Genomic DNA, 21346 nt, shown 5'->3' with positions numbered 1-21346 from the left:
CTCGTCCGGCCGGCGCGCCATCTGCACTGGCCAGAAACATGACAAGATGGTAAGCTTCTTTGGTTGTTACCCAAGGAGTTTTCCCCATGCGTATCTTGCCTGTTGCCACCATTGCCGGCCTTGCCCTGATGACAGCGGCGTGTGGCGGCAGTGACAAGCCGGCTGCCGCCCCGGCTGCCAGCGAAACCGCCGATGCGGCGGCACCGCCGGCCCCGGCACCGGTCCCGGCCCCGGCCCCTGAACCGGTCCCGGCAACCCCGCCCGCCGAGGCAGCGCCGGCCGCCACCACCGTCAGTTATGGCGCGCTGACCGGCGATGCCGCCAAGGGTGAGAAGCTGTTTGGCCAGTGCAAGGCCTGCCATGTCGCCGAAGCCGGCAAGAACCGCGTCGGCCCGTCACTCTATGCCGTGGTTGGTCGCAAATCCGGCACGGTGGTCGGCTTCAATTACAGCAAGGCCAACAAAGAAAGCGGTGTGACCTGGAACGAGGATGTGCTGTTCACCTATCTGGAGGCACCGCAGGCGTTCATGCCCGGCACCCGCATGGCGTTCGGCGGTTTGAAGGCGCCGCAGGACCGGGCGGACGTGATCGCCTACCTCAAGACCAAGGCGTGAGTTGAACGCATGGCCGGCGGCAAAGCCGCGCCGTCGAAGCTGTTCAGCCGGGATCAAGCCCGGCTGCCAGCCCGGCCGGGCGCTGCGCCGGGTCTGGCGGCGGCACGCCGCCAGCCAGCTTGGCCTAGAACGGCCCGTTCAGCTCCACGATCGCCCGGTTCAGCATCGCGGCAAAGCTGACCCAGGCCAGATAGGGCAGCAGCAGCGCGGCGGCCGGGCGCGAGATGCGCCAGAGGACAACGATCAGCGCGGCGATGCTGCTCCACAGGATGCCGACTTCCAGCGCCGCATAATCCGGCCGGTGCATGCGGAAGAACAGGAAGCTCCACAACAGATTGAGAAAGCCGTTCAAGGCGAACAGCCCGATGATGGCTTCAAACGCCGCGGTGCTGCGCGCGGCCAGCCAGGCCGTGGTGCCGGAAAAGGTGCACAGCATGAAGATGATCGTCCACGCCGGGCCGAACAGCCAGGTGGGCGGCGCCCATTCGGGCTGGATCAGCGCCTGATACCAGGGGCCGATATCGGTGATGGTGGCGCCCACCGCGGCGGTGAAGCTGGCCGCCACTGCGGCGATGGCGGCGGGCAGCACCCAGCGCGCCGCGGCATGCTCGGACAATCGGGCCATCGCGGTTCAGCCCTCCCTCACGCCCAACATGGGTTCATGCCTGCCGGTTCACACCTGCGCGCGTTTGCCGGCGTTATTGCCTTCACGCACGCCCCCGCCCGAAACGATGCCGGTGATCAACTGCACACTGTCCTTCAGGAAGATCTTCACATGGGCCAGCGGCTTCTTGCGCGCCAGTTCCTTGTTCATATAGGCTTCCCAGGTCAGTTGCTGGATATCCTTGTCCATGCACAGCTTGACGAATTTCTCGCGCATCGTGTCGCTGCGATACCACCACCATTGCATGATGCCGAGCACGCGGAACACGGTGCCGTGCGCCTTCAGGAAGCGCTTGCGCGCCAGCGCCAGCTTGGCCGGATCGCCGGACTTGACGGCTTCGGCGGCGGCGTTGGCGGCTTCGCGCCCGGCGGTCATCGCGTAAAAAATGCCTTCGCCGCTGGCCGGGGCGACGCAGCCGGCGGCGTCGCCGGCGACCACCACATCCTTGCCATTGTCCCACTTCTTGCGCGGGCGCAGCGGGATGGGCGCGCCTTCGACGCGCACCGTCTTGCACGTGTCTTCGCCCATGCCGAGCTCTTCGCGCAGTTGGGTGACGGCCTTGCGCAGTTCAAAGCCCTGCACGGCGCTGCCGGTGCCGATGCTGGTCTTGTCGCCATGCGGGAACACCCAGGCATAGAAATCCGGGCTGTGCTTGCCCTGATAGAACACGTCGCAGCGATCGCCGGCGAAATCGCCAAAGCCTTGCGGCGGGCTTTCCACGACTTCGTGATAGGCCGCGACAAAGGGCAATTTCTCTTCCGGCAGCGCCGCGCGGGCGACCGCCGAATTGCAGCCATCGCAGCCGATCAGCATCTTGGTGCGCACCTTCACGGGCTCGGAACCGCGCGGGGCGCCCTTGGGCCGGTAGGCGACGATGGCGGTGCCGTCGCTGTCGCGCTCCAGCGCTTCGAAGCTGCCGTCGCGGCGATCGGCGCCGTTCTTCGCGGCGCGTGCCCGAAGCCATTCATCGAACACATCGCGATCGACCATGCCGACCCAGCCGCCTTCACCCACCGGCATGTCCACCTTGCGATCCTGCGGGCTGATCATGCGGGCACTGTTGGCGGTGGTGCACAGCAGATCCAGCGGCACGTCAAAATCTTTCAACAGGCGCGGCGGCACCGCGCCGCCGCACGGCTTGATGCGGCCCATGCGATCGAGCAGCATGACCTTGAAGCCCTTCAAGGCCAGATCATTGGCCGCGGTGGCGCCCGACGGCCCGCCGCCCACCACCACCATGTCGAATGTCTCGGTCATGCTCCAAAGCCTTTCACGCCAAAGCCTCCCGCTGTGCCGGGCGCGTCGCGGCGCCCATGCTGTCGTTCAATCGCAATGCGATCATCGCTGCCCCCAGAAACAGCACGGCTTCGGCGGCAAATACAAGCTCAAATGCGAGGGCGGTTTCGCTGACGATGGCGCGCAGGCCATCGACCGCGATGGCGCCGGCGAATCCGCCGATGCCGAACGCCGAAGCCTGCGCCGCGCCCCACAGGCCCATGCGGATGCCTTCATGCCCCGGCCCACCGCGCCCAGCCAGTTCCAGCATCGAACCGATGGCGGCGACCGCAAACATGCCGTTGGCAAAGCCCAGCGCCGCGACATTGATCGCCAGCGGCCAGCCCGGCCCGGCCCGCGCCGCCAGCGCCAGCAACGCCAGCGCCGCTGCCGATGCAATGCAGCCCAGCACGATCCAGCGCTTCAGCTTCAGCCCGGCCTTCCCGCCAAAGGCATGGCCGCCCACGCCGACCAGGATCATGCCGGCCAGCACGCCCTGATGCTGCACGCCCGACAGGCTGGTCGATTGGCCCGGCGTGAGGCCGAACACCAGCCCGGAGAAAGGTTCGAGGATCAGATCCTGCATCGAATAGGCGAGCATCGAGAAAAACACGAAGATGCTGAACAGGCGCGTGAGCGGATCGTTCCAGATGCCGCGCAGCGCTTCGCCGAACGGCACGGCGTCGCGCTTTGCCTCGGCCTGTGGCGCGCCTTCCACGCCCCACACCGCGATGCAGGTGAGGGTGAACGCCACGGCGACAACCCCGGCCGCGACATTGATCAGCCGGGCCGGCGAATAGGGATCGAGCAGCGCGCCCGCGACGCCGGCGGAAATGACGATGCCGACGATCATCATGATCCAGGTCAGGCTGGCCGCCGCCGGGCGCCGTGCCTCGGCCGTGCGGCTGGCGAGCAGCGCCAGCAATGACGTGCCGGACGCGCCGACGCCGATGCCGATCATCGCATAGGCCAGCACCAGCAGGCCCAGCACCGGCCAGAACGGCCCGGAAAGCTGGGTGGTGGCAAAGGTTGCGAGCAGGCCGCCGCCACCCAGCATGGCCATGCCGCCGATGATCCACGGCGTGCGCCGCCAGCCCGCGTCCGATCCGTGGCCCCATTTCGGGCGGGAAAGTTGCACGCCGTAATGAAAGGCCACCAGACCGGCCGGCAGGGCGGCGGCGGTGGCATATTCCACCACCATGATGCGGTTGAGCAGCGACGAGGCCAGCATGACGATAGCGCCCAAGGCGCTTTGCACCAGCCCCAGCCGCGCGATGCCGGCCCAGCCGAGATGTGCGGGTGCGATCACAGGATTACCGCTCATACGATCACCGACAGGCCAAAGGCGCTGGTGAGCATGCCGAGCACATAGAGCGTGGTGCCGGTGGCGTTGTAGAACGGCGCGTTGGCGGCAGGCGCGGCCAGCACGCGCTGCATCAGCACCACCTGCATCGTCAGGCTGAACGCCACCATCGCCGATGGCCAGTGCAGCCCCCAGTTCGCCAGCAGGATGATCACCACCACCTGCGGCAGCGCCATGGTCCAGCAGGCGATTTCGGCGGCGTTGCGCTCGCCGATCTGCACCGGCAGCGAATTGACCCCCGATTGGGCATCGCCCTTCACCGCCTTGAAATCATTGAGAACCATGATGCCATGTGCGCCCGTCGCATACATGCACAGGATCCAGATGATGCGGCTGTCGGGCACGCCGCCGGCCATCACGGCAGCGCCGGTGAACCAGGTGACGCCTTCATAGGCGGCAGCGCAGACCAGCGGCCCCAGCCAGCCATCGGCCTTGAAGCGCAGCGGCGGCGCCGAATAGCTCCACGACATGATCAGGCCCACCACCGTGGCCCAGCCCACCACCGGCCCCAGCAGGAAGCCGACGATCAGCGAAATCAACGTGCCGGCAATGGCGATGCCCAGGCCCCAGCGGCCGGGGATGCGACCCGACGGGATCGGCCGCTGCGGTTCGTTGATGGCATCGACATGCCGATCGAACCAGTCGTTGATCGCCTGGCTGTTGCCGCACACCAGCGGCCCGGCCAGCATCATGCCGGCGACCAGCAGCAGCCAGCGTTCGCTGAGCGGCACGCCCGACGACACCACGCCGCACATGAAGGCCCACATCGGCGGGAACCAGGTGACGGGCTTCAGCAGTTCCAGCACGTCGCCCAAGCGAGGACGGCGGCGCGGGGCGCTGCTGGGCAGGGCAGCCAGAGGCGGGGGCACATGTTCCATGGCCGCAAACTAGTCGGCAGACCGGAAAGGCGTCAACGCTGCTTGACACTTTTGGCGGCCGCCAATCGTCCCTGCGACCGGCTCTAATCGATATCCGGGCTGCCTTCGCCCAGATTGCCCAGCCCGTGGCGGTGCAGTTTCGAATAGAGGCTCTGCCGCGACAGGCCCAGGATTTCGGCCGCCGACGCGCGATTGTCTTCCGAATAGGTCAAGGCGGCTTCGATGCACAGCCGCTCGATGAGATCGGTTGATTCGCGCACGATCTCCTTCAGCGGCACGCGGCCGACCAGTTCGGTCAATTGCGACATCGACAGCGCGGTCTGGCCCGCGACCACCGCTGGCCGCGGCGCCAGCCTGATGGCAAAGCCGTGGTGACGGGCACCGGCGTGACCCGAGGACACGGCGGACACCTCCACCGCTTCGCCGTCGCTGGCGGCCGGATCGGCATGGCCGGGGCGCACCAGCGTGGTGAAGCCGCGCACCAGGCCATGTTCACGCAAGGCGGCGAGCAGCACGCCGAGATCGAGCCCAGGCCGCCCGACAAAGCGCCCGATCGGCTGCCCGACCAGATCCTTGTGACGCGCCATCCCGACCAGATCGAGAAAGGCGCCATTGCCGGCGACGATATCGAAGCGGTCGTTGGTGAGCACGAAGGCGTCCGGCAGACGTTCCAGGCCGTCGGCCAGATATTCGTCGGTGCTGTGCAAGGCCGCCGCCAGCGGGCTCAGCCGCAGCAGCAGCCGTGCATCACGATCCTGGCGGAACAGGGTGGCATTCAACGACCAGGCGGCGCCATCGGCCAACCGCAGCCGCATCGGGTGCGGCCCGTCGCTGGCGGTCAGGGCCCCCAAGGCGGCCAACGTGCTGTCGTGATCATTCGGATGCACCAGCGCGGCAAAGCCATGGCCGACCAGCGCGCTGGCCGACAGGCCGGTGGCGCGGCGCGCGGCGGCATTGGCTTCCAGCACACGGCGGGTGACGGCATCGATGACGAAGATCGGTTCGGCGGCGGTGTCGAACAACAGGCGCTGGCGCGTCTCCAGTTGGCGCAGCCGCATCGCATCGCGTTCGTTCAGTTGCTGGGCGCGCGCCAACTGCTGTTCCAGCGTGGCGGCGGCGCGGCGGTCGCGGGCGACGGCCAGCCGGCGGCCATCGTGCAGCGGCAGCGTCATCCACCTGAGCGGCAGTTCGCCCCCATCGTTGCCCTGGTTGCCGTTGCCATGGATGACATCGTGCCAGGCCGGAACGTCCGCATCGGCGAGCAGCGCGGTGATTTGATCCTGGCTGATCGCCAGGGCGGTTTCGGCCCAATATTGGCCACTCCAGCCGGCGACATCGTTCTGGCCGATATCGCCGCTGCCAACATGCACCTCCTCGATGCGGCCGCCCGGTTCGATCAGCAGCAGCAAATCGGCAGCGGCCAGCAGTGCCGCCAGCGCATTGTCGGGCCGGCTGGCGACCATCGTTGCCAGGCAGGCCACATCGCCATCAAGCAGCTTGCTGATCTTGTTGAGATTTATGGCATCCATTGCCGCCCGACCCCGGCCCTTTTCGCTCCGACCTCCGCTTGCGTTCCGAATTGGCCTGCGCTGTGGCCGATCAGGACGCGCCTGTCCGTGCGTCTGCGCGTTCGCCACGGCCGGGGCCGGGCAGGACGATACAATCGCGACAAGCTGCCGCAGGCTATGTCAGACCGTGGCGGGAGGCAACCGCCTGTTTCGCGTTGATTTCTGCAATTTTGGGGGCTAACAAGAAGGCATTACCGTGGTGTAATGTTTTTTCGGACACGGCGCGTGTGTCAGACTGGTTTGACAGGATCGGTTGACATGTCGGCATGACAGTGGCGCCGCAATCGCGGTTGACAGGCAAAGGCCCGGTGATAGGGTTTTGCACTTGGGGCTTGAGGGGTTGAGGGCTTGTCATCGGCATCGTCATCGTTGGGGTCGGCATCGGATTCAGCGTCGGTTGGGCGCCCGCTGTACACGCCCGAAGAACGGGTGCGCCGTGACAGCAGCAAATGGACCCTGGTGCAGGGCCTGCTGGCGCCCGTGCAGTTCCTGATTTTCGGGGTCAGCCTGTATCTGGTGCTGGATTATCTGAACACCGGCCGCAATTATGAATGGGCAGTCTGGTCTGTCGTCATCAAGACCATGGCGCTGTACACGATCATGGTCACCGGCGCGATCTGGGAGAAGGTCGTTTTCGGCCAATATCTGTTCCACGAAAGTTTCTTCTGGGAAGATGTGTTCTCGATGCTCGTCATCGTGCTGCACTCGCTGTATTTGTTCGGTCTGTTCACCGGCATCGCCGATGATGGTGTGTTGTTTGCAACCGCGCTGGCCGGCTATCTCGCCTATGTGATCAACGCAGCGCAGTTCATCTGGAAATTGCGGCAGGCGCGACTTTCGGCCCCCGCGGCCAGCCAGGCCGATGGCGCGGGCCAGTCCGTGGACCAGCCGTTTGCGATTGCGCAGGCCGCATGAGCGCGGCGGGGCCTGTTCCGGGCTGTGATGCCCCGCCCGTGGGCGTTGACGGCATCCTGCGCGAACGCGGCCAGCGTGAGGTGTTCTGCGGGCTTACCGGCATCATCTGGTTGCACCGCAAGATCCAGGACGCGTTTTTTCTGGTGGTCGGCAGCCGCACTTGTGCGCATCTGCTGCAATCGGCGGCCGGCGTGATGGTCTTTGCCGAACCGCGCTTCGGCACCGCCATCATCGAAGAGAAGGATCTGGCCGGCCTTGCCGATGCCAATGAAGAACTGGACCGGGTGGTCACGCGATTGCTGGCGCGGCGGCCGGACATTCGCATGCTGTTCCTGGTCGGCTCCTGTCCGTCGGAAGTCATCAAGCTCGATCTGAGCCGGGCGGCGCAGCGTTTGAACACGCGGTTCATGCCGCAGGTGCATGTGTTGAATTACAGCGGCAGCGGCATTGAAACCACGTTCACGCAAGGCGAGGATGCCTGCCTGGCGGCGCTGGTGCCCGATCTGCCATTCACCGATGACCAGCAGTTGATGATCGTCGGCAGCCTGCCCGATATCGTCGAGGATCAACTGACGCGGCTGCTCGTCGATCTGGGCATTCCCAAGATCGTTTCGCTGCCGGCGCGGCGGGCGGGGCAGATGCCGGCGGTGGGGCCAAACACACGCTATCTGCTGGCGCAGCCGTTCCTGGCTGATACCGGTGTGGCGCTCGACAAGCGCGGCGGCGTGCATCTGCCGGCGCTGTTCCCGTTCGGCGCCGAAGGCACAACGGCCTGGCTGCATGCTGCGGCGCAGGCCTTTGCCGTCCCGGAGGCGCGCTTTCAGCAGGTGATCGCGTCCCCGCGTGAACGCGCCCGCAAGGGGCTGGCGCTGTATCGGGAGCGACTGGCCGGCCGCCGCATCTTCTTCATGCCCGACAGCCAGTTGGAGGTGCCGCTGGCGCGCTTCCTGGCCGGGGAGCTGGGCATGGAGCTGGTCGAAGTCGGCACGCCCTATCTGCACAAGGGCCATCTGATCGACGAGCTGGCGGCACTGCCGCCGGGCACGCGCATTTCCGAAGGCCAGAATGTCGAAAAGCAGCTGGATCGCGTGCGCAGCAGCCGGCCCGATCTCACCGTCTGCGGCCTGGGCCTGGCCAACCCGCTGGAACGCGAAGGCCTGACGACGAAATGGGCGATCGAGCTCGTGTTCTCGCCGATCCATGGCTATGATCAGGCCGGCGATCTGGCCGAATTGTTCGCCCGCCCGCTCCACCGCCGCGATCTGTTGAGGGTTTGACCGGTGCAGTTGACCGTCTGGACATATGAAGGCCCGCCGCATGTCGGGGCGATGCGGGTGGCGACGGGCATGAAGCAGTTGCATTATGTGCTGCACGCGCCGCAGGGCGACACCTATGCCGATCTGCTGTTCACCATGATCGAACGGCGCGACCATCGTCCGCCGGTGACCTATACGACCTTTCAGGCGCGCGATCTGGGCAGTGACACCGCCGAATTGTTCAAGTCGGCAGCGCGCGAAGCCTATGACCGGTTTCGGCCGCAGGCGATGATCGTGGGCGCCAGTTGCACGGCCGAACTGATACAGGATGATCCGGCCGGCCTGGCGGCCACGATGGGCCTGGATTGCCCGATCATTCCGCTGGAACTGCCCAGTTACAGCCGCAAGGAAAATTGGGGCGCCTCCGAAACCTTCTACCAGATCGTGCGCGGCCTGGCCGACAAGGCGTTGAAGCCGCCGGCCGCCATGGGGCCGGATGGCGCGCGCCGCCCGCTGGCCAATATCCTGGGCCCGACAGCGTTGGGGTTCCGGCATCGCGATGATGTGGCCGAAATCACCAGGCTGCTTGGCGACCTCGGCATCGATGTGCGGCTGGTGGCGCCGCTGGGCGCGACGCCGGCCGATATCGTCCGCATCGGTGAGGCCGATTTCAACATCTGCCTTTATCCCGAAATCGCGGCGCAGGCGTGCAGTTGGCTGGAACGGACGTTTCGCCAGAAAACCGTGCGCACCGTGCCGATCGGGCTGAACGCCACGCGCGAATTCGTGGCCGAAGTCTGTGCGGCCGCCGGCATCGCGATGCCGGCCGATCTGGATCAGGGCCGGCTCGGCTGGTGGTCACGCTCGATCGATTCGACCTACCTCACCGGCAAGCGCGTCTTCATCTTCGGCGATGGCACCCATGCCGTGGCCGCGGCGCGGGTCGCGTCGGAGGAATTGGGCTTCAAGGTGGTCGGTCTGGGTTGTTACAACCGGGAATTCGCGCGTGAAGTGCGGGCGGCGGCCGACAAATATGGTGTCGAACCGCTGATCACCGACGATTATCTGGTGGTGGAAGATGCCATTGCCGCAGCCTCGCCGGAACTGGTGCTCGGCACGCAGATGGAGCGGCATATCGCCAAGCGGCTGCGCCTGCCCTGTGCGGTGATTTCGGCGCCGGTGCATGTGCAGGATTTCCCGGCCCGCCACAGCCCACAGATGGGGTTCGAAGGCGCCAATGTGCTGTTCGACACCTGGGTGCACCCGCTGGTGATGGGCCTGGAGGAGCATCTGCTCACCATGTTCCGTGACGATTTCGAATTTTCGGATGCCGCTGGCGCCAGCCATCTGGGGCACGCCCCTCATCCCCCCTCCCCTTCAGGGGAGGGGCCGGGGGTGGGGAACGCCCCGCAAGCGGCAACTATGGTAGCAGAAGCGCCCACTGCAGAAGCGCCCACCGCCGCCGCAGAAGCTGGTGGCTGGACCAACGAAGCCCTTGCCGAGCTCGGCAAGATCCCGTTTTTCGTGCGCGGCAAGGCCCGCCGCAACACCGAACGCTATGCCGCCGAGCATGGCGTGACCACCATCACCCGCGATACGCTCTACGAGGCAAAATCCCATTATGCGCGCTGATACCCCGCCATCGAAGCAGGACCGGCCCGATCATTGCCATGTGGTGATCGTCACGCTGGACAATCACCTGTCGGGCGCGATCGATCGGGCGCGGCTGCGCTTCCAGAAAATGGGCCTGCCGGTGTCGATCGGTTTCCACGCAGCGGCGGATTGGGACAAGCCGGGCATGCTGGATGCCACGCGGGCTGACATTGCCCGCGCCGACATTGTCATGGTCACCATGTTGTTCCTCGATGAACAGATCCGCATGATCAAGGACGCGCTGACCGCGCGCCGCGAGGATTGCGACGCGATGGTGTGCCTGATGAGCCAATCCGACGTCGTGAAGATGACGCGGATGGGCGATTACCGCATGGATGCGCCGCCCAAGGGCCCGCTGGGCTGGCTGAAGAAGCTGCGCGGCACGTCCAAGGATGGTGCACCGAACAGCGGTGCGGCGCAGCTCGCGGTGCTCCGCCGCCTGCCCAAGTTGCTGAAATTCGTGCCCGGTACCGCGCAGGATGTGCGCGCCTATTTCCTCACCCTGCAATATTGGCTGGCCGGCAGCGACGACAACGCCTTCCAGATGATTTCGGCGCTGGTCGATCGCTATGCCGCCGGCCCGCGCAAAGGCTTGCGTGGCAAGGCGAAAGTGGAAGCGCCACAGGAATATCCGGAAGTCGGCGTGTATCACCCCGATCTTGCCAAGCGCATGTCGGAGAATCTGGCGGACCTGCCGCATCGCAAGGACGCGGTCGGCACCGTCGGTGTGCTGATGCTGCGCTCGTATGTGCTCGGCAAGGATGCCAATCATTATGACGGCGTGATCCGCGCGCTGGAAGCCCGCGGCCTGAACGTGATCCCGGCCTTTGCTGGCGGTCTGGATCAGCGACCGGCGATCGAAACGCTGATGATGAAGGACGGGAAGGCGACCGTTGATGCGGTGATCAACCTGACCGGCTTCAGCCTTGTCGGTGGCCCGGCCTACAGCGATGCCAAATCGGCCGAAGCGATCCTCACCAAGCTGGATCGGCCCTATATTTCGGCCCACCCGGTCGAGTTCCAGACGCTGCAGCAATGGGGCGCCAACCGCCAGGGCCTGCTGCCGCTGGAAGCCACCATCATGATCGCCATTCCGGAACTGGATGGCGGCACGCAGCCGATGGTGTTCGGTGGCCGCAGCGATGCCGGCGGCGAGGCCTGCACGGGCTGTTCGCGCGGCTGCGCCTGGCCGGCGTCCGATGGCGTGCGCGCCATGCAGTCCTGCCCGGAACGCGCCGAGGCGCTGGCCGACAAGATGGTCAAGCTCGTGCAATTGCGCCGCGCCGCCAACAAGGACCGCAAGCTGGCCGTGGTGCTGTTCAACTTCCCGCCCAATGGTGGCGCGGCAGGCACCGCGCAGTTTCTTGCGGTGTTCGATTCGCTGCACCGCACGCTGATCCGGCTGAAAGCCGAAGGCTATGATGTCGAAGTGCCGGCCGATTCCGATGAAGTGCGCCGTCGGGTGATCGAAGGCAATGCGATGCAATATGGCCAGGAAGCCAATGTGCACGCCTTCGTGCCGGCGGAAACCATTGTCGAGACCGAGCCTTATCTGGCCGAAATCGAAAAGGAATGGGGCCCGGCACCGGGCAAGTTCCAATCCGATGGCCGCAACGTGCTGATCACCGGCGCGCAGTTCGGCAACATGTTCGTCGGCATCCAGCCGGCCAACGGTTACGAATCCGATCCGATGCGCCTGTTGTTTGATGGCCGCTTTGCGCCGACGCATGCGTTCATGGCGTTCTACCGCTGGATCCGCAATGATTTCGGCGCACATGCGGTGATCCACTGGGGCACGCACGGCAGCCTGGAATTCATGCCCGGCAAGCAGACCGGCATGACGATGAGCTGCTGGCCGGAACGCATCATCCAGGATCTGCCCAACATCTATCTCTACGCCGCCAACAACCCGTCCGAAGGCGTGCTCGCCAAGCGGCGGTCGGGCGCCACTCTGGTGTCCTATCTCACCCCGGCCTTGACCAATTCGGGCCTGTACAAGGGGCTTTCGGACATCAAGGCCAGTGTCGATCGCTGGCGGTCGACCGAGCCGGGCAGCCCCGAACTGGCGGGCCTTGAAGAAATCATCGCCGAACAGGCCGCCGCGATGGACCTTGATTGCAGCGATGTGTCCAAGCTGGCCGCCAAGCTTTACGAGATCGAGCAGGAACTGATCCCGCAGGGCCTGCACGTGTTCGGCGACGCCGAAAGCGAAGAGGCGCGCATCGACATGCTGCTGGCCAGCGCCCAGGCGCGCGGTGAGATCATCGATCGCGATACGGTTGAAAAGCTGATCCACGGCCGCATCGTGCCCAACACGCCGGTGCTGCGCGAACTGGTCAATCTGAACAGCGCGCTGTCGGTGAATCATGAAATGAACGGGCTGATCCGCGCCCTGGATGGCCGCTATGTGCCGCCGGTGGCCGGCGGAGACATTCTGCGCGATCCCGAAATCCTGCCGACCGGGCGCAACATTCACGGCTTCGATCCGTTCCGGCTGCCGTCGGCCTATGCCTGCAAGGATGGTTCGGCGCAGGCACAGCGCATATTGGATCGCGCGCTGGAAGACGCCGGCAAGCTGCCGGAAACCGTCGCCGTCGTGCTGTGGGGCACGGACAATCTGAAGAGCGAAGGCGCGCAGGTGGCGCAGGTGATGGCGCTGATGGGGGCCAAGCCGCGCTTTGACAGCTACAACCGGCTGGCCGGCGCCGAGCTGATCCCGCTCGAACAGCTTGGCCGTCCGCGCATCGATGTGCTGGTGACCATGTCCGGCGTGTTCCGCGATCTGTTGCCGTTGCAGACCAAGATGCTGGCCGAGGCGGCGCTGCTTGCGTCCGAAGCCGATGAGCCGGGGCATCTGAACTTCATCCGCAAGCACAGTCTCGCCTATCTGGAAGAGCATGGCTGCGACATGGCGACGGCCAGCTTGCGGGTCTATTCCAACGCCGAAGGCGCCTATGGGGCCAACGTCAACCTGCTGATCGACTCGGCCGGCTGGACCGATCCCAACGAACTCGCCGACGTCTATGAGAAGCAGAAGGGCTATGCCTATGGTGTCGATGGCAAGCCCAAGCGCCAGCCCGGCCTGCTGGCCAGCGCGCTGAAGACGGTGGACTGCGCCTATCAGAATCTGGAAAGCGTCGAACTCGGCATCACCACCATCGATCAATATGTCGATACGCTGGGCGGCATCAGCCGCGCCGTCACGCGTGCCAAGGGCGGCGAATCGGCGCCGGTTTACATTGGCGATCAGACGCAGGGCAGCGGCAAGGTGCGCAGCTTGCAGGAGCAGGTGGCGCTGGAAACCCGCACCCGCACGCTCAATCCGGTGTGGATCGAAGCCCAGTTGAAATATGGCTACGAAGGCGTGCGCCAGGTCGAGGCCGCGGTCACCACGACGATGGGCTGGTCGGCCACCACGGGCCAGGTCGATCCCTGGGTATACAGCCGCATCAGCGAGACCTATGTTCTCGACGATGAGATGCGCGCCCGCATTGCCGAAATGAATCCGCGCGCTGCCGCCAAGATTGCCAACCGGTTGATCGAAGCGGCAGATCGCAAATACTGGCAGCCCGATGCCGAAACGCTGGCCGCGCTTTATGCGGCCACCGACGCCATCGAAGACCAGCTTGAAGGTGTGGCACCTGCCGGTTCGCTGGCCGCGTGAGGAGAAGGCAGACATGACGCTGATCATCGACAAGACACGCAAACTGGGCCCCGGTGATGGGGAGGGCAGCGTGCAGGTCGCGCTCGATCCGAGCCAGAAGATCGAAGGCGCCAAGGTGTTTGCGGTTTACGGCAAGGGCGGCATCGGCAAATCGACGACCTCGTCCAACCTGTCGGCGGCCTTCTCGCTGCTGGGCCAGCGCGTGCTGCAGATCGGCTGCGACCCCAAGCATGACAGCACCTTCACGCTGACCAAGAAATTGATGCCCACGGTGATCGACGTGCTGGAACAGCATGATTTCCACCACGAGGAATTGCGGCCCGAAGACTATATGTTCGAAGGCTATAACGGCGTGATGTGCGTTGAAGCCGGTGGGCCGCCGGCCGGCACCGGTTGCGGTGGCTATGTCGTCGGCCAGACGGTGAAACTGCTGAAGCAGCATCATCTGCTGGAAGATACCGACGTGGTGATTTTCGACGTGCTGGGCGATGTCGTGTGCGGAGGCTTCGCGGCGCCGCTGCAACACGCCGAGCGGGCCATCGTGGTGACCGCCAATGATTTCGATTCGATCTTCGCGATGAACCGCATCATGGCGGCCATCGCCGCCAAGTCGAAGAATTACGAAGTGCGGCTGGCCGGCTGCATCGCGAATCGCTCGGCCAACACCGACGAGATTGATCGCTTCTGCGGCGCCACCGGCATCAACCGGCTGGCGCACTTGCCCGATCTTGATGCCATCCGCCGCTCGCGCCTGAAGAAATGCACGATTTTCGAAATGGACGAGACGCCGGAAATCCTGGCGGCGCAGAATGAATATAAACGGCTGGCGGCGCTGCTGTGGGCCGGGGTCGAACCCAATCAGGCCAAACCCATGAAGGACCGCGAGATCTTCGATTTCCTCGGTTTCGAGTGACAGGCCGGCAGCCATGAACGCCATCCTGCCCAAGCAGGCACCCAAACAGGCTGCAGGCTGGGAGGCCAAGCGCGCCCGGCTGGAGCAGTATTTCGACCGCACGGCGCTTGATGCGTGGGCGGCGATGACCAGCGATGCGCCGGTGTCGAAGATCCGTGCCACGGTCAGGGCAGGCCGCGAGGACATGCGCAACACCTTGCTGGGGTGGCTGCCGCAGGATCTGCGCGGTCGCCGCATCCTCGATGCCGGCTGCGGCACCGGCATGCTGGCCATCGAAGTGGCCAGGCGGGGCGGGGACGTGGTCGGCATCGATGTATCGCCGCAACTGATCGAGATCGGCAAGGAACGGTTGCCGGCGGATGTGCAGGGCAAGATCAGCCTGCACGCCGGCGACATGCTCGATGCCGGCTATGGCGATTTCGATCATATCGTGTCGATGGACGTGCTGATCCATTATGAAAGCGACCAGATCGCAGCCGCGACGGCGCGGCTGGCGGAACGGGCGCGGCATTCGCTGCTGTTCACCTTCGCGCCGGGCACGCCGCTGCTGCGCACGGCGCGGGCGGTCGGGCAGTTTTTCCCGAAATCCGACCGGTCGCCCAGCATCATTCCGGTGGCCCATGATCTGCTGAAATCCCGGCTGTCGCGCAGCGTGCCGCAGGCGCGGCTCGGTCGGGATCAGCGCATCAGCCGCGGGTTTTACACCAGTCATGCCCAGGAAGTGCTGCTGGGATGAGGTCGTCGTGCGCCTGGTCACGCCTGCGGCCTGCCGCACCGGCGGGTGCGGGCGTGGCGGTGAATCCGCGCCGCGCCGGGATTATTCGCGCCAACCCGCTGCGGGACGTTGCCATTGCGTCATGTTCTGCACTACCCATGGTGGCGCCTGGCGTGTTAGGTCTTGTGCAACGTGATGGCGCAGGCCGGGAATCGCCTGATATCTCACTGGCGCGGTGGGATAGGGGCTTTGGGTTTCGCGCTGCATCTGCCCGGTTGGCGCCAATCGGGCTGGTTTTTTCTGAGGGGAGACGCCTCGCATGACAAATGTGCATCTGGTGGGTGGCCTGGATATCGCCGAACTCACGTTTTTCGCTTTCTTCCTCTTTTTCCTGGGCCTCGTCTGGTATCTGCGCGGTGAAGACCGCCGCGAAGGCTATCCGGTGGAAGACGATCTGACCGGTTCCGAGCATGGCGGCACCGAGCCGCTGTTCTTCAAGCCGCCAAAAACCTTCAAGCTGCCGCATGGTCTGGGTGACATCACCACGCCCACCGCCAATGATCGGGACGTGCTGCCGACCAACGTGTTGCCGCGCGCCTGGCCGGGTGAGCCGCTGGATGTGGTGGGTGACAAGCTGACCTCCGGTCTCGGCCCGGCGTCGATCTCCCAGCGCGCCGATCGCCCCGATCTGGACATGCACGGCGCGCCGCGCATCGTGCCGACCCGGGTGATCAGCCATCCGGTGTCGGTGCATGCCAATGATGTCGATCCGCGCGGTCTGCCGGTGTTCGGCTTGGACGGCGGCAAGGCCGGCACGATCAAGGATCTGTGGATGGATCGCGCCGAATCCTGCCTGCGGTACCTTGAGGTCGAACTGGAAGGCGGCGTTGGCGCCATCCTGCTGCCGATCACCATGGCCGAAGTGTCGCGCCGCGGCGTGATCAGCGATGCCATCACTGGCGCGCAGTTCGCCAAGGTGCCGCGCACCAAGTCAGCCGATCAGGTGACCTTGCTGGAAGAAGAAAAGATCACCGCCTATTTCGGTGCCGGCTATTTGTGGGCCACACCGGAACGGGCAGAACCGCTGATCTGATCCGGCCCCGGCCTGAAGGGTCGCGACCCTTTGGGCCAAGGTCGGCTTTGGAACGGAATGGACGGAGCGCCACGTGTCGATGGAGTATGAAGACGAGCCGATCCCGGGTCTGCCCGGGCGGTTGCCGCCGGGTGAGCATATCATCTGGCAGGGCACGCCGGATTGGCTCGGCGTGGCCCGCGGCGTGTTCCATGCCCGGCTGGTGGCGATCTGGTTCGTCGTCGTGGCCGGCTTTGCCTTTGTGGCTGGCGGCACCGGCTTGACCGGTGCGCTGGTGACCATGGCGGTCGCCGCGCTCGGGCTGGCGGTTCTGGCTATTCTGGCGCGGGCGCAGGCCAAATCGACCATCTACACCCTCACCAACAAGCGTGTGGTGCTGCGCTTTGGCGTGGCGTTGCCGAAATGCGTGAATGTGCCGTTGGCCCTTGTCGGTCGCGCCGATGTGAAGCCGGCCGGTAACGGCATCGTCGATGTGTCGCTCACGCCGCTCGTGCGCTTCCCATTGGCCTATCTGCAGATGTGGCCGCATGTGCGGCCGTGGAAATTCGGTTCACCGCAACCGATGCTGCGATCGGTGCCGCAGGCTTTCCTGCCGCTGTTGTCTGATGCGCTCGCCAAGGCTGATCCCGCCAAGGCGGCCGTGGCGGCATCCGACAGGGGCGAAGTTGCCGCCATGGTCGGGGCGGCGGCATGACCGATTTCACCAACGAACGCTTCCCGACCTCGGCCCTTTACGCCGCCGGTGCGTTGATCGCGATTGCCGTCATTACCGTGGGCAGCATCCGGGCCGGCGTGCTGCCGGCACCGGAAACGGCGCCCGAATCGCGCGTGCGTCGGCATGTGGCAGTGGCGACAACGCGCGATTTCCGGTTTGAAGATCGCGCCGATGGCGCGTTGCTCGTCACCGATGTTGCCGCCAACAAATTGGTGTTCATCTTTCAGCCCGGCACCAACACCGGCTTCATCCGCGGCGTGATGCGCGGGATGATGCGCGAACGCCGCTTGCACGAAGTGCCGCGTTCCGGCGCTGTGACGGTGACCCAATGGGAGGACGGCGCGCTGACCCTGGAAGACAAGACCACAGGGCGCATCCTGGAACTGGGCAGCTTCGGCCAGACCAATCGCGCCGCCTTCGCACAATTGCTGGTGCCCTATCAGAAGGGTGGCAGCGGCGTGCCGGCCGAACCGATCATCCCGGTGATGCCCGACGCATCCTCGGCGCCGTTCCTGAGCGGACCGGGCTGATGGGACTGTTCAGCCGCGACCGTTTCGAAACGCAGTGCACGATCGAGATCGAGCACACGTTTGAAAACCTGCACGCGCATGTCGAACTGGACGATGATTACCAGCTTGGCCCCGGCGATCAGGTCAAGGTCCATGGTGCAGCGGTGCGGCTGCCGTTTGGCGAACGCCTGACGCTGCGCCGGCCGGCGACGGTGTGGAAGGCCACGCCCTGGGAACGCGCCTGGACGCGGCTGCGCGCCCAGATGGAATTGACTGATTTGTACGAGATCACCTTCAGTTCGGAGAAGCCGTGATGAACGCCGTGACACCGATCAAGGCCGAAGACGCCGTGGAACTCACCAGGGACGATGCGATGGCCATCGCCACGCAGGATACGGTGCTGTCCCCGCGATTCTACACCACCGACTATGACGCGATGGACCGCATCGACGTGTCAGGCGTGCGCGCCGAATGGGACAGCCTGATCGCCGAAATGCAGGCCGATCCCAACAAGAAGCATTTCAAGCGGACGCCGGAATTCGATGGTGTGATCGCCGCGATGGATCCGACGCTGAAACCGGAATTCGTCGATTTCCTGGTCTCGTCGATGACCTCGGAATTTTCGGGCTGCATCCTTTACGCCGAAATCACCAAGCGCGTGAAGAACCCCGATGCCAAGGCGCTGTTCAAGCTGATGGCGCGCGACGAAAGCCGTCATGCCGGCTTCATCAACGACAGCCTGAAAGATGCCGGCATCGGCATCGACCTCAGTTTTCTGACCAAGACCAAGAAATACACGTTCTTTCGGCCGAAGTTCATCTTCTACGCGACCTATTTGTCAGAGAAGATTGGCTATGCCCGCTATATCACGATCCACCGCCACCTGGAAAAGCACCCCGAGAAGCGGTTCCATCCGATTTTCAAATGGTTCCAGGAATGGTGCAACGATGAATATCGCCATGGCGAGGCCTTTGCCCTGTTGATGCGGTCCGATCCGAAGCTGACGTCCGGCCTCAATGTGCTGTGGATCCGTTTCTTCCTGAACGCGGTCTATGCCACCATGTATGTGCGCGATCACAAGCGCCCGGTGCTGTACGATGCCTTTGGCATCAACCCGACGGACTTCGGGTTCCGGGTGTTCCGCATCACCACCGACATCACCCAGCAGGTCTTCCCGATCGGGCTGCAGACCGATGCGCCTTCGTATCGCGCCCTGCTCGAATCCATGCGCGAAACCAGCGACGCCATCGATGCGGCCGTGGCCCAGGGTGGCATTGTCGGCAAGCTGAAGCGTGTTGGCCTGTCGATGAAGGCGGCCTTCACCTTCGTTCGCCTCTACACCCATCCTGTGGACAAATTGGCGGTGACGCCGAACGTCCGCATGGCCCCGGTCTGGTAACCCGCCCCGGTATTGTCGTGACCGAATTTGCGCTGCCTTTGTTGTTTGCCACCGTGTTGTGGTTTGTCGCCACCGGCTTTGTGCTGTGGCTCGACAAATTGCCGAGCCACACCTGGCCGATGAGCATCACGCTCGCCACGGTCGCATCGGGCTTTGCCATGGCCGGCATCATCGCGACAGCCGAGGAAACGTCGCCCTGGGCAGCCTATGTGGCCTTTGCCTGTGCGCTGGTGCTGTGGGGCTGGCACGAACTGTCGTTCCTGATGGGCTTTGTCACCGGCCCGAACCGCACGCCGTGCCCACCGGAGGCGCGCGGCTGGCAGCGGTTCCGGCTGGCCGCCGCCACACTGATCTATCACGAAGTGGCGATGTTCGCCTGCTTGGCTGCGATGGCGGCGTTCACTTGGGGGAAAGCCAATCAGACCGCGACCCTCACCTTCCTGCTGTTGTTCGTCATGCGGTTGTCGGCGAAGTTCAACATCTTCGCCGGGGTGCCGCATCTGTCGACCGAAATGATGCCCGATCACATGCGCTATCTCGCCAGCTATTTCCGCATAGGCCCGCCCCGCTGGTTCTTCCTGGGATCGGTGACGGCCATTGCCGGCCTGGCGGCCTGGCTGGCCGATCTGGCGCTGCACAGCCATGGTGGCATTGCCACAGGCTATGCGCTGGCGTTTGCGCTGGTGGCGCTGGCGTTCATCGAACATGGTTTCCTTGTTGTGCCCTGGCAGGATACCGCCATTTTCCGCTGGGCCATGCCCCAAACCGCCCGCAACATGGCTGCACAGGCACAGATGGACGCCCCTGTGCTGACGCCTCAAACTGACACAAAACCGCTTGCGGTGCGACAAAACGCCGTGCAATGAACGGCACCGGGAGAACAAGAATGGACTATGAATCGCACTTCCGGGACGCGTTGGACGGCCTGAAGGAACGCGGCAATTACCGGGTGTTCGCCGAACTGCAACGGCATCAGGGCGATTATCCCCATGCAACGCGTTACCTGCCGGATGGTTCCACGCAGGATGTGACGGTTTGGTGCTCCAATGATTATCTGGGCATGGGCCAGCACCCGGATGTGCTCGCCGCCATGCATGATGAACTCGATCGCTCTGGCGCCGGTTCGGGCGGCACCCGCAATATCTCCGGCACCATGCACGTGCACCGCCAGCTCGAAATCGAACTGGCCGATCTGCACAACAAGGAAGACGCGCTGCTGTTCACGTCGGGCTATGTCTCGAACTGGGCCGCGCTCTCCACCCTGGCGTCGAAAATCCCCGGCTGCGTCGTGTTTTCCGACGCGCTGAACCATAGCTCCATGATCGAAGGCATCCGCCACAGCCGCGCGCGTTGCCATGTGTTCAAGCACAATGATCCCGAAGATCTCGATCGTCTGCTCGGCATGTATGATGCGACCGTGCCCAAGCTGGTGGCGTTCGAAAGCGTCTATTCGATGGATGGCGATATCGCGCCGATCAAGGAAATCTGCGACGTCGCCGACAAGCATGGCGCGATGACCTACATCGATGAAGTCCACGCGGTCGGCATGTATGGCCCACGCGGCGGCGGCGTTTCCGAACGCGAAGGCCTGATGGACCGCTTGACGGTGATCGAAGGCACGCTGGCCAAGGCCTATGGCGTCGTGGGTGGCTATATCGCCGGCTCCAAGGCGCTCTGCGATTATGTGCGCAGCTTTGCGGCGGGCTTCATCTTCACCACCGCCCTGCCGCCGGCGATTGCCGCTGGTGCGCTGGCGTCGGTCAAGCATCTGAAAGAAAGCCCGTTCGAGCGCAAGCGCCAGCAGGAGCGTGTTGCCAAGGTGCGGGCCGCGCTGCGCCAGACCGGCATTCCGCAATTGGAAAACCCCAGCCACATCATTCCGGTGATGGTGGGCGACGCCAAGAAGGCCAAGATGATCAGCGACTGGCTGATGGACAATCATGGCATCTATGTGCAGCCGATCAACTATCCCACCGTGCCGGTCGGCACCGAGCGCCTGCGCATCACGCCGGGCCCGGTCCACAGCGATGATGACATCGACCGTCTGGTGAAGGCGCTGTCCGACATCTGGGGCCAGTGCGCCCTGCACCGGGTGGAAGCCGCGGCCTGACGCTGCCGGCACCACGCAAAGCAAGGGCCCGGCCGGCGACTG

19 protein-coding genes are annotated in these 21346 nt (G+C 64.7%); 14 read left to right on the top strand and 5 right to left on the bottom strand.

Annotated elements, in window-relative coordinates:
• The first annotated feature begins 86 nt into the window (after positions 1–86).
• On the top strand, positions 87–614 hold the full coding sequence (locus ABWP22_RS00455; protein ID WP_353197957.1) for a c-type cytochrome: 528 nt from the start codon (positions 87–89) through the stop codon (positions 612–614).
• A 124-nt stretch (positions 615–738) separates the two neighbouring features.
• On the opposite strand, the gene ABWP22_RS00450 is transcribed toward ABWP22_RS00455, so the two are convergent.
• The 5 genes from ABWP22_RS00450 to ppsR all read right to left on the bottom strand — a co-directional run bounded on the left by ABWP22_RS00450 (position 739) and on the right by ppsR (position 6323).
• Complete coding sequence (locus ABWP22_RS00450) at positions 739–1239, bottom strand: TspO/MBR family protein (protein WP_353197956.1); 501 nt, start codon at positions 1237–1239, stop codon at positions 739–741.
• Between the two features lie 48 nt (positions 1240–1287).
• Positions 1288–2535 carry a geranylgeranyl diphosphate reductase gene (locus ABWP22_RS00445; protein WP_353197955.1) on the bottom strand — a complete coding sequence of 416 codons (1248 nt, stop codon included), beginning with the start codon at positions 2533–2535 and terminating at the stop codon, positions 1288–1290.
• 13 nt (positions 2536–2548) lie between these two features.
• On the bottom strand, positions 2549–3877 hold the full coding sequence (locus ABWP22_RS00440; RefSeq protein WP_353197954.1) for a BCD family MFS transporter: 1329 nt from the start codon (positions 3875–3877) through the stop codon (positions 2549–2551).
• Positions 3874–4794 carry a chlorophyll synthase ChlG gene (gene chlG, locus ABWP22_RS00435; protein WP_353197953.1) on the bottom strand — a complete coding sequence of 307 codons (921 nt, stop codon included), beginning with the start codon at positions 4792–4794 and terminating at the stop codon, positions 3874–3876. Before chlG ends, ABWP22_RS00440 begins: the two co-directional genes overlap by 4 nt.
• 83 nt (positions 4795–4877) lie before the next feature.
• A complete protein-coding gene (ppsR, locus tag ABWP22_RS00430; protein ID WP_353197952.1) occupies positions 4878–6323 on the bottom strand; it encodes a transcriptional regulator PpsR in 1446 nt (481 codons plus the stop codon).
• Positions 6324–6710: 387 nt separating this feature from the next.
• Here ppsR and bchF point away from each other — a divergent pair, with 387 nt between their 5' ends.
• The 13 genes from bchF (at position 6711) to hemA (ending at position 21304) form a co-directional block, all read left to right on the top strand.
• On the top strand, positions 6711–7277 hold the full coding sequence (gene bchF, locus ABWP22_RS00425; RefSeq protein WP_353197951.1) for a 2-vinyl bacteriochlorophyllide hydratase: 567 nt from the start codon (positions 6711–6713) through the stop codon (positions 7275–7277).
• Positions 7274–8554: a ferredoxin:protochlorophyllide reductase (ATP-dependent) subunit N gene (locus ABWP22_RS00420; protein ID WP_353197950.1), complete on the top strand. Its 1281-nt coding sequence runs from the start codon at positions 7274–7276 to the stop codon at positions 8552–8554. Before bchF ends, ABWP22_RS00420 begins: the two co-directional genes overlap by 4 nt.
• Before the next feature lie 3 nt (positions 8555–8557).
• Complete coding sequence (gene bchB, locus ABWP22_RS00415; protein ID WP_353197949.1) at positions 8558–10165, top strand: ferredoxin:protochlorophyllide reductase (ATP-dependent) subunit B; 1608 nt, start codon at positions 8558–8560, stop codon at positions 10163–10165.
• Positions 10155–13850 carry a magnesium chelatase subunit H gene (locus tag ABWP22_RS00410; RefSeq protein WP_353197948.1) on the top strand — a complete coding sequence of 1232 codons (3696 nt, stop codon included), beginning with the start codon at positions 10155–10157 and terminating at the stop codon, positions 13848–13850. The genes bchB and ABWP22_RS00410 overlap by 11 nt, the downstream gene beginning before the upstream one ends.
• Positions 13851–13863: 13 nt before the next feature.
• A complete protein-coding gene (gene bchL, locus ABWP22_RS00405; RefSeq protein ID WP_353197947.1) occupies positions 13864–14763 on the top strand; it encodes a ferredoxin:protochlorophyllide reductase (ATP-dependent) iron-sulfur ATP-binding protein in 900 nt (299 codons plus the stop codon).
• A 13-nt stretch (positions 14764–14776) separates the two neighbouring features.
• Positions 14777–15499 (top strand): magnesium protoporphyrin IX methyltransferase, encoded by a 723-nt coding sequence (gene bchM, locus ABWP22_RS00400; RefSeq protein WP_353197946.1) that lies wholly within the window; start codon positions 14777–14779, stop codon positions 15497–15499.
• Between the two features lie 298 nt (positions 15500–15797).
• Positions 15798–16571 carry a photosynthetic reaction center subunit H gene (gene puhA / locus ABWP22_RS00395; protein ID WP_353197945.1) on the top strand — a complete coding sequence of 258 codons (774 nt, stop codon included), beginning with the start codon at positions 15798–15800 and terminating at the stop codon, positions 16569–16571.
• A gap of 79 nt (positions 16572–16650) precedes the next feature.
• Positions 16651–17265: a photosynthetic complex putative assembly protein PuhB gene (puhB, locus tag ABWP22_RS00390; protein WP_353198404.1), complete on the top strand. Its 615-nt coding sequence runs from the start codon at positions 16651–16653 to the stop codon at positions 17263–17265.
• Positions 17262–17816, top strand: a complete 555-nt coding sequence (puhC, locus tag ABWP22_RS00385) for a photosynthetic complex assembly protein PuhC (RefSeq protein WP_353197944.1) — start codon at positions 17262–17264, stop codon at positions 17814–17816. The genes puhB and puhC overlap by 4 nt, the downstream gene beginning before the upstream one ends.
• Complete coding sequence (locus tag ABWP22_RS00380; RefSeq protein ID WP_353197943.1) at positions 17816–18109, top strand: O2-dependent cyclase accessory protein; 294 nt, start codon at positions 17816–17818, stop codon at positions 18107–18109. The genes puhC and ABWP22_RS00380 overlap by 1 nt, the downstream gene beginning before the upstream one ends.
• Entirely contained in the window at positions 18109–19194 is a 1086-nt protein-coding gene (gene acsF, locus ABWP22_RS00375) for a magnesium-protoporphyrin IX monomethyl ester (oxidative) cyclase (protein WP_353197942.1), read from the top strand. The genes ABWP22_RS00380 and acsF overlap by 1 nt, the downstream gene beginning before the upstream one ends.
• Positions 19195–19211: 17 nt before the next feature.
• Complete coding sequence (gene puhE / locus ABWP22_RS00370) at positions 19212–20060, top strand: putative photosynthetic complex assembly protein PuhE (RefSeq protein ID WP_353197941.1); 849 nt, start codon at positions 19212–19214, stop codon at positions 20058–20060.
• A 20-nt stretch (positions 20061–20080) separates the two neighbouring features.
• A complete protein-coding gene (gene hemA / locus ABWP22_RS00365) occupies positions 20081–21304 on the top strand; it encodes a 5-aminolevulinate synthase (protein WP_353197940.1) in 1224 nt (407 codons plus the stop codon).
• Positions 21305–21346: the final 42 nt, after the last annotated feature.

The sequence above is a fragment of the Sandarakinorhabdus sp. genome, from assembly GCF_040398665.1.
Taxonomy (GTDB): domain Bacteria; phylum Pseudomonadota; class Alphaproteobacteria; order Sphingomonadales; family Sphingomonadaceae; genus Sandarakinorhabdus.
This window is presented reverse-complemented; position numbering and strand designations above follow the sequence as displayed.

Coding starts and splice junctions, on each gene's coding strand:
- ABWP22_RS00455 (WP_353197957.1), top strand. CDS start 87: ATGCGTATCTTGCCTGTTGCCACCATTGCCGGCCTTGCCCTGATGACA.
- ABWP22_RS00450 (WP_353197956.1), bottom strand. CDS start 1,239: ATGGCCCGATTGTCCGAGCATGCCGCGGCGCGCTGGGTGCTGCCCGCC.
- ABWP22_RS00445 (WP_353197955.1), bottom strand. CDS start 2,535: ATGACCGAGACATTCGACATGGTGGTGGTGGGCGGCGGGCCGTCGGGC.
- ABWP22_RS00440 (WP_353197954.1), bottom strand. CDS start 3,877: ATGAGCGGTAATCCTGTGATCGCACCCGCACATCTCGGCTGGGCCGGC.
- chlG (WP_353197953.1), bottom strand. CDS start 4,794: ATGGAACATGTGCCCCCGCCTCTGGCTGCCCTGCCCAGCAGCGCCCCG.
- ppsR (WP_353197952.1), bottom strand. CDS start 6,323: ATGGATGCCATAAATCTCAACAAGATCAGCAAGCTGCTTGATGGCGAT.
- ABWP22_RS00420 (WP_353197950.1), top strand. CDS start 7,274: ATGAGCGCGGCGGGGCCTGTTCCGGGCTGTGATGCCCCGCCCGTGGGC.
- ABWP22_RS00410 (WP_353197948.1), top strand. CDS start 10,155: ATGCGCGCTGATACCCCGCCATCGAAGCAGGACCGGCCCGATCATTGC.
- bchL (WP_353197947.1), top strand. CDS start 13,864: ATGACGCTGATCATCGACAAGACACGCAAACTGGGCCCCGGTGATGGG.
- bchM (WP_353197946.1), top strand. CDS start 14,777: ATGAACGCCATCCTGCCCAAGCAGGCACCCAAACAGGCTGCAGGCTGG.
- puhA (WP_353197945.1), top strand. CDS start 15,798: ATGACAAATGTGCATCTGGTGGGTGGCCTGGATATCGCCGAACTCACG.
- puhB (WP_353198404.1), top strand. CDS start 16,651: ATGGAGTATGAAGACGAGCCGATCCCGGGTCTGCCCGGGCGGTTGCCG.
- puhC (WP_353197944.1), top strand. CDS start 17,262: ATGACCGATTTCACCAACGAACGCTTCCCGACCTCGGCCCTTTACGCC.
- ABWP22_RS00380 (WP_353197943.1), top strand. CDS start 17,816: ATGGGACTGTTCAGCCGCGACCGTTTCGAAACGCAGTGCACGATCGAG.
- acsF (WP_353197942.1), top strand. CDS start 18,109: ATGAACGCCGTGACACCGATCAAGGCCGAAGACGCCGTGGAACTCACC.
- hemA (WP_353197940.1), top strand. CDS start 20,081: ATGGACTATGAATCGCACTTCCGGGACGCGTTGGACGGCCTGAAGGAA.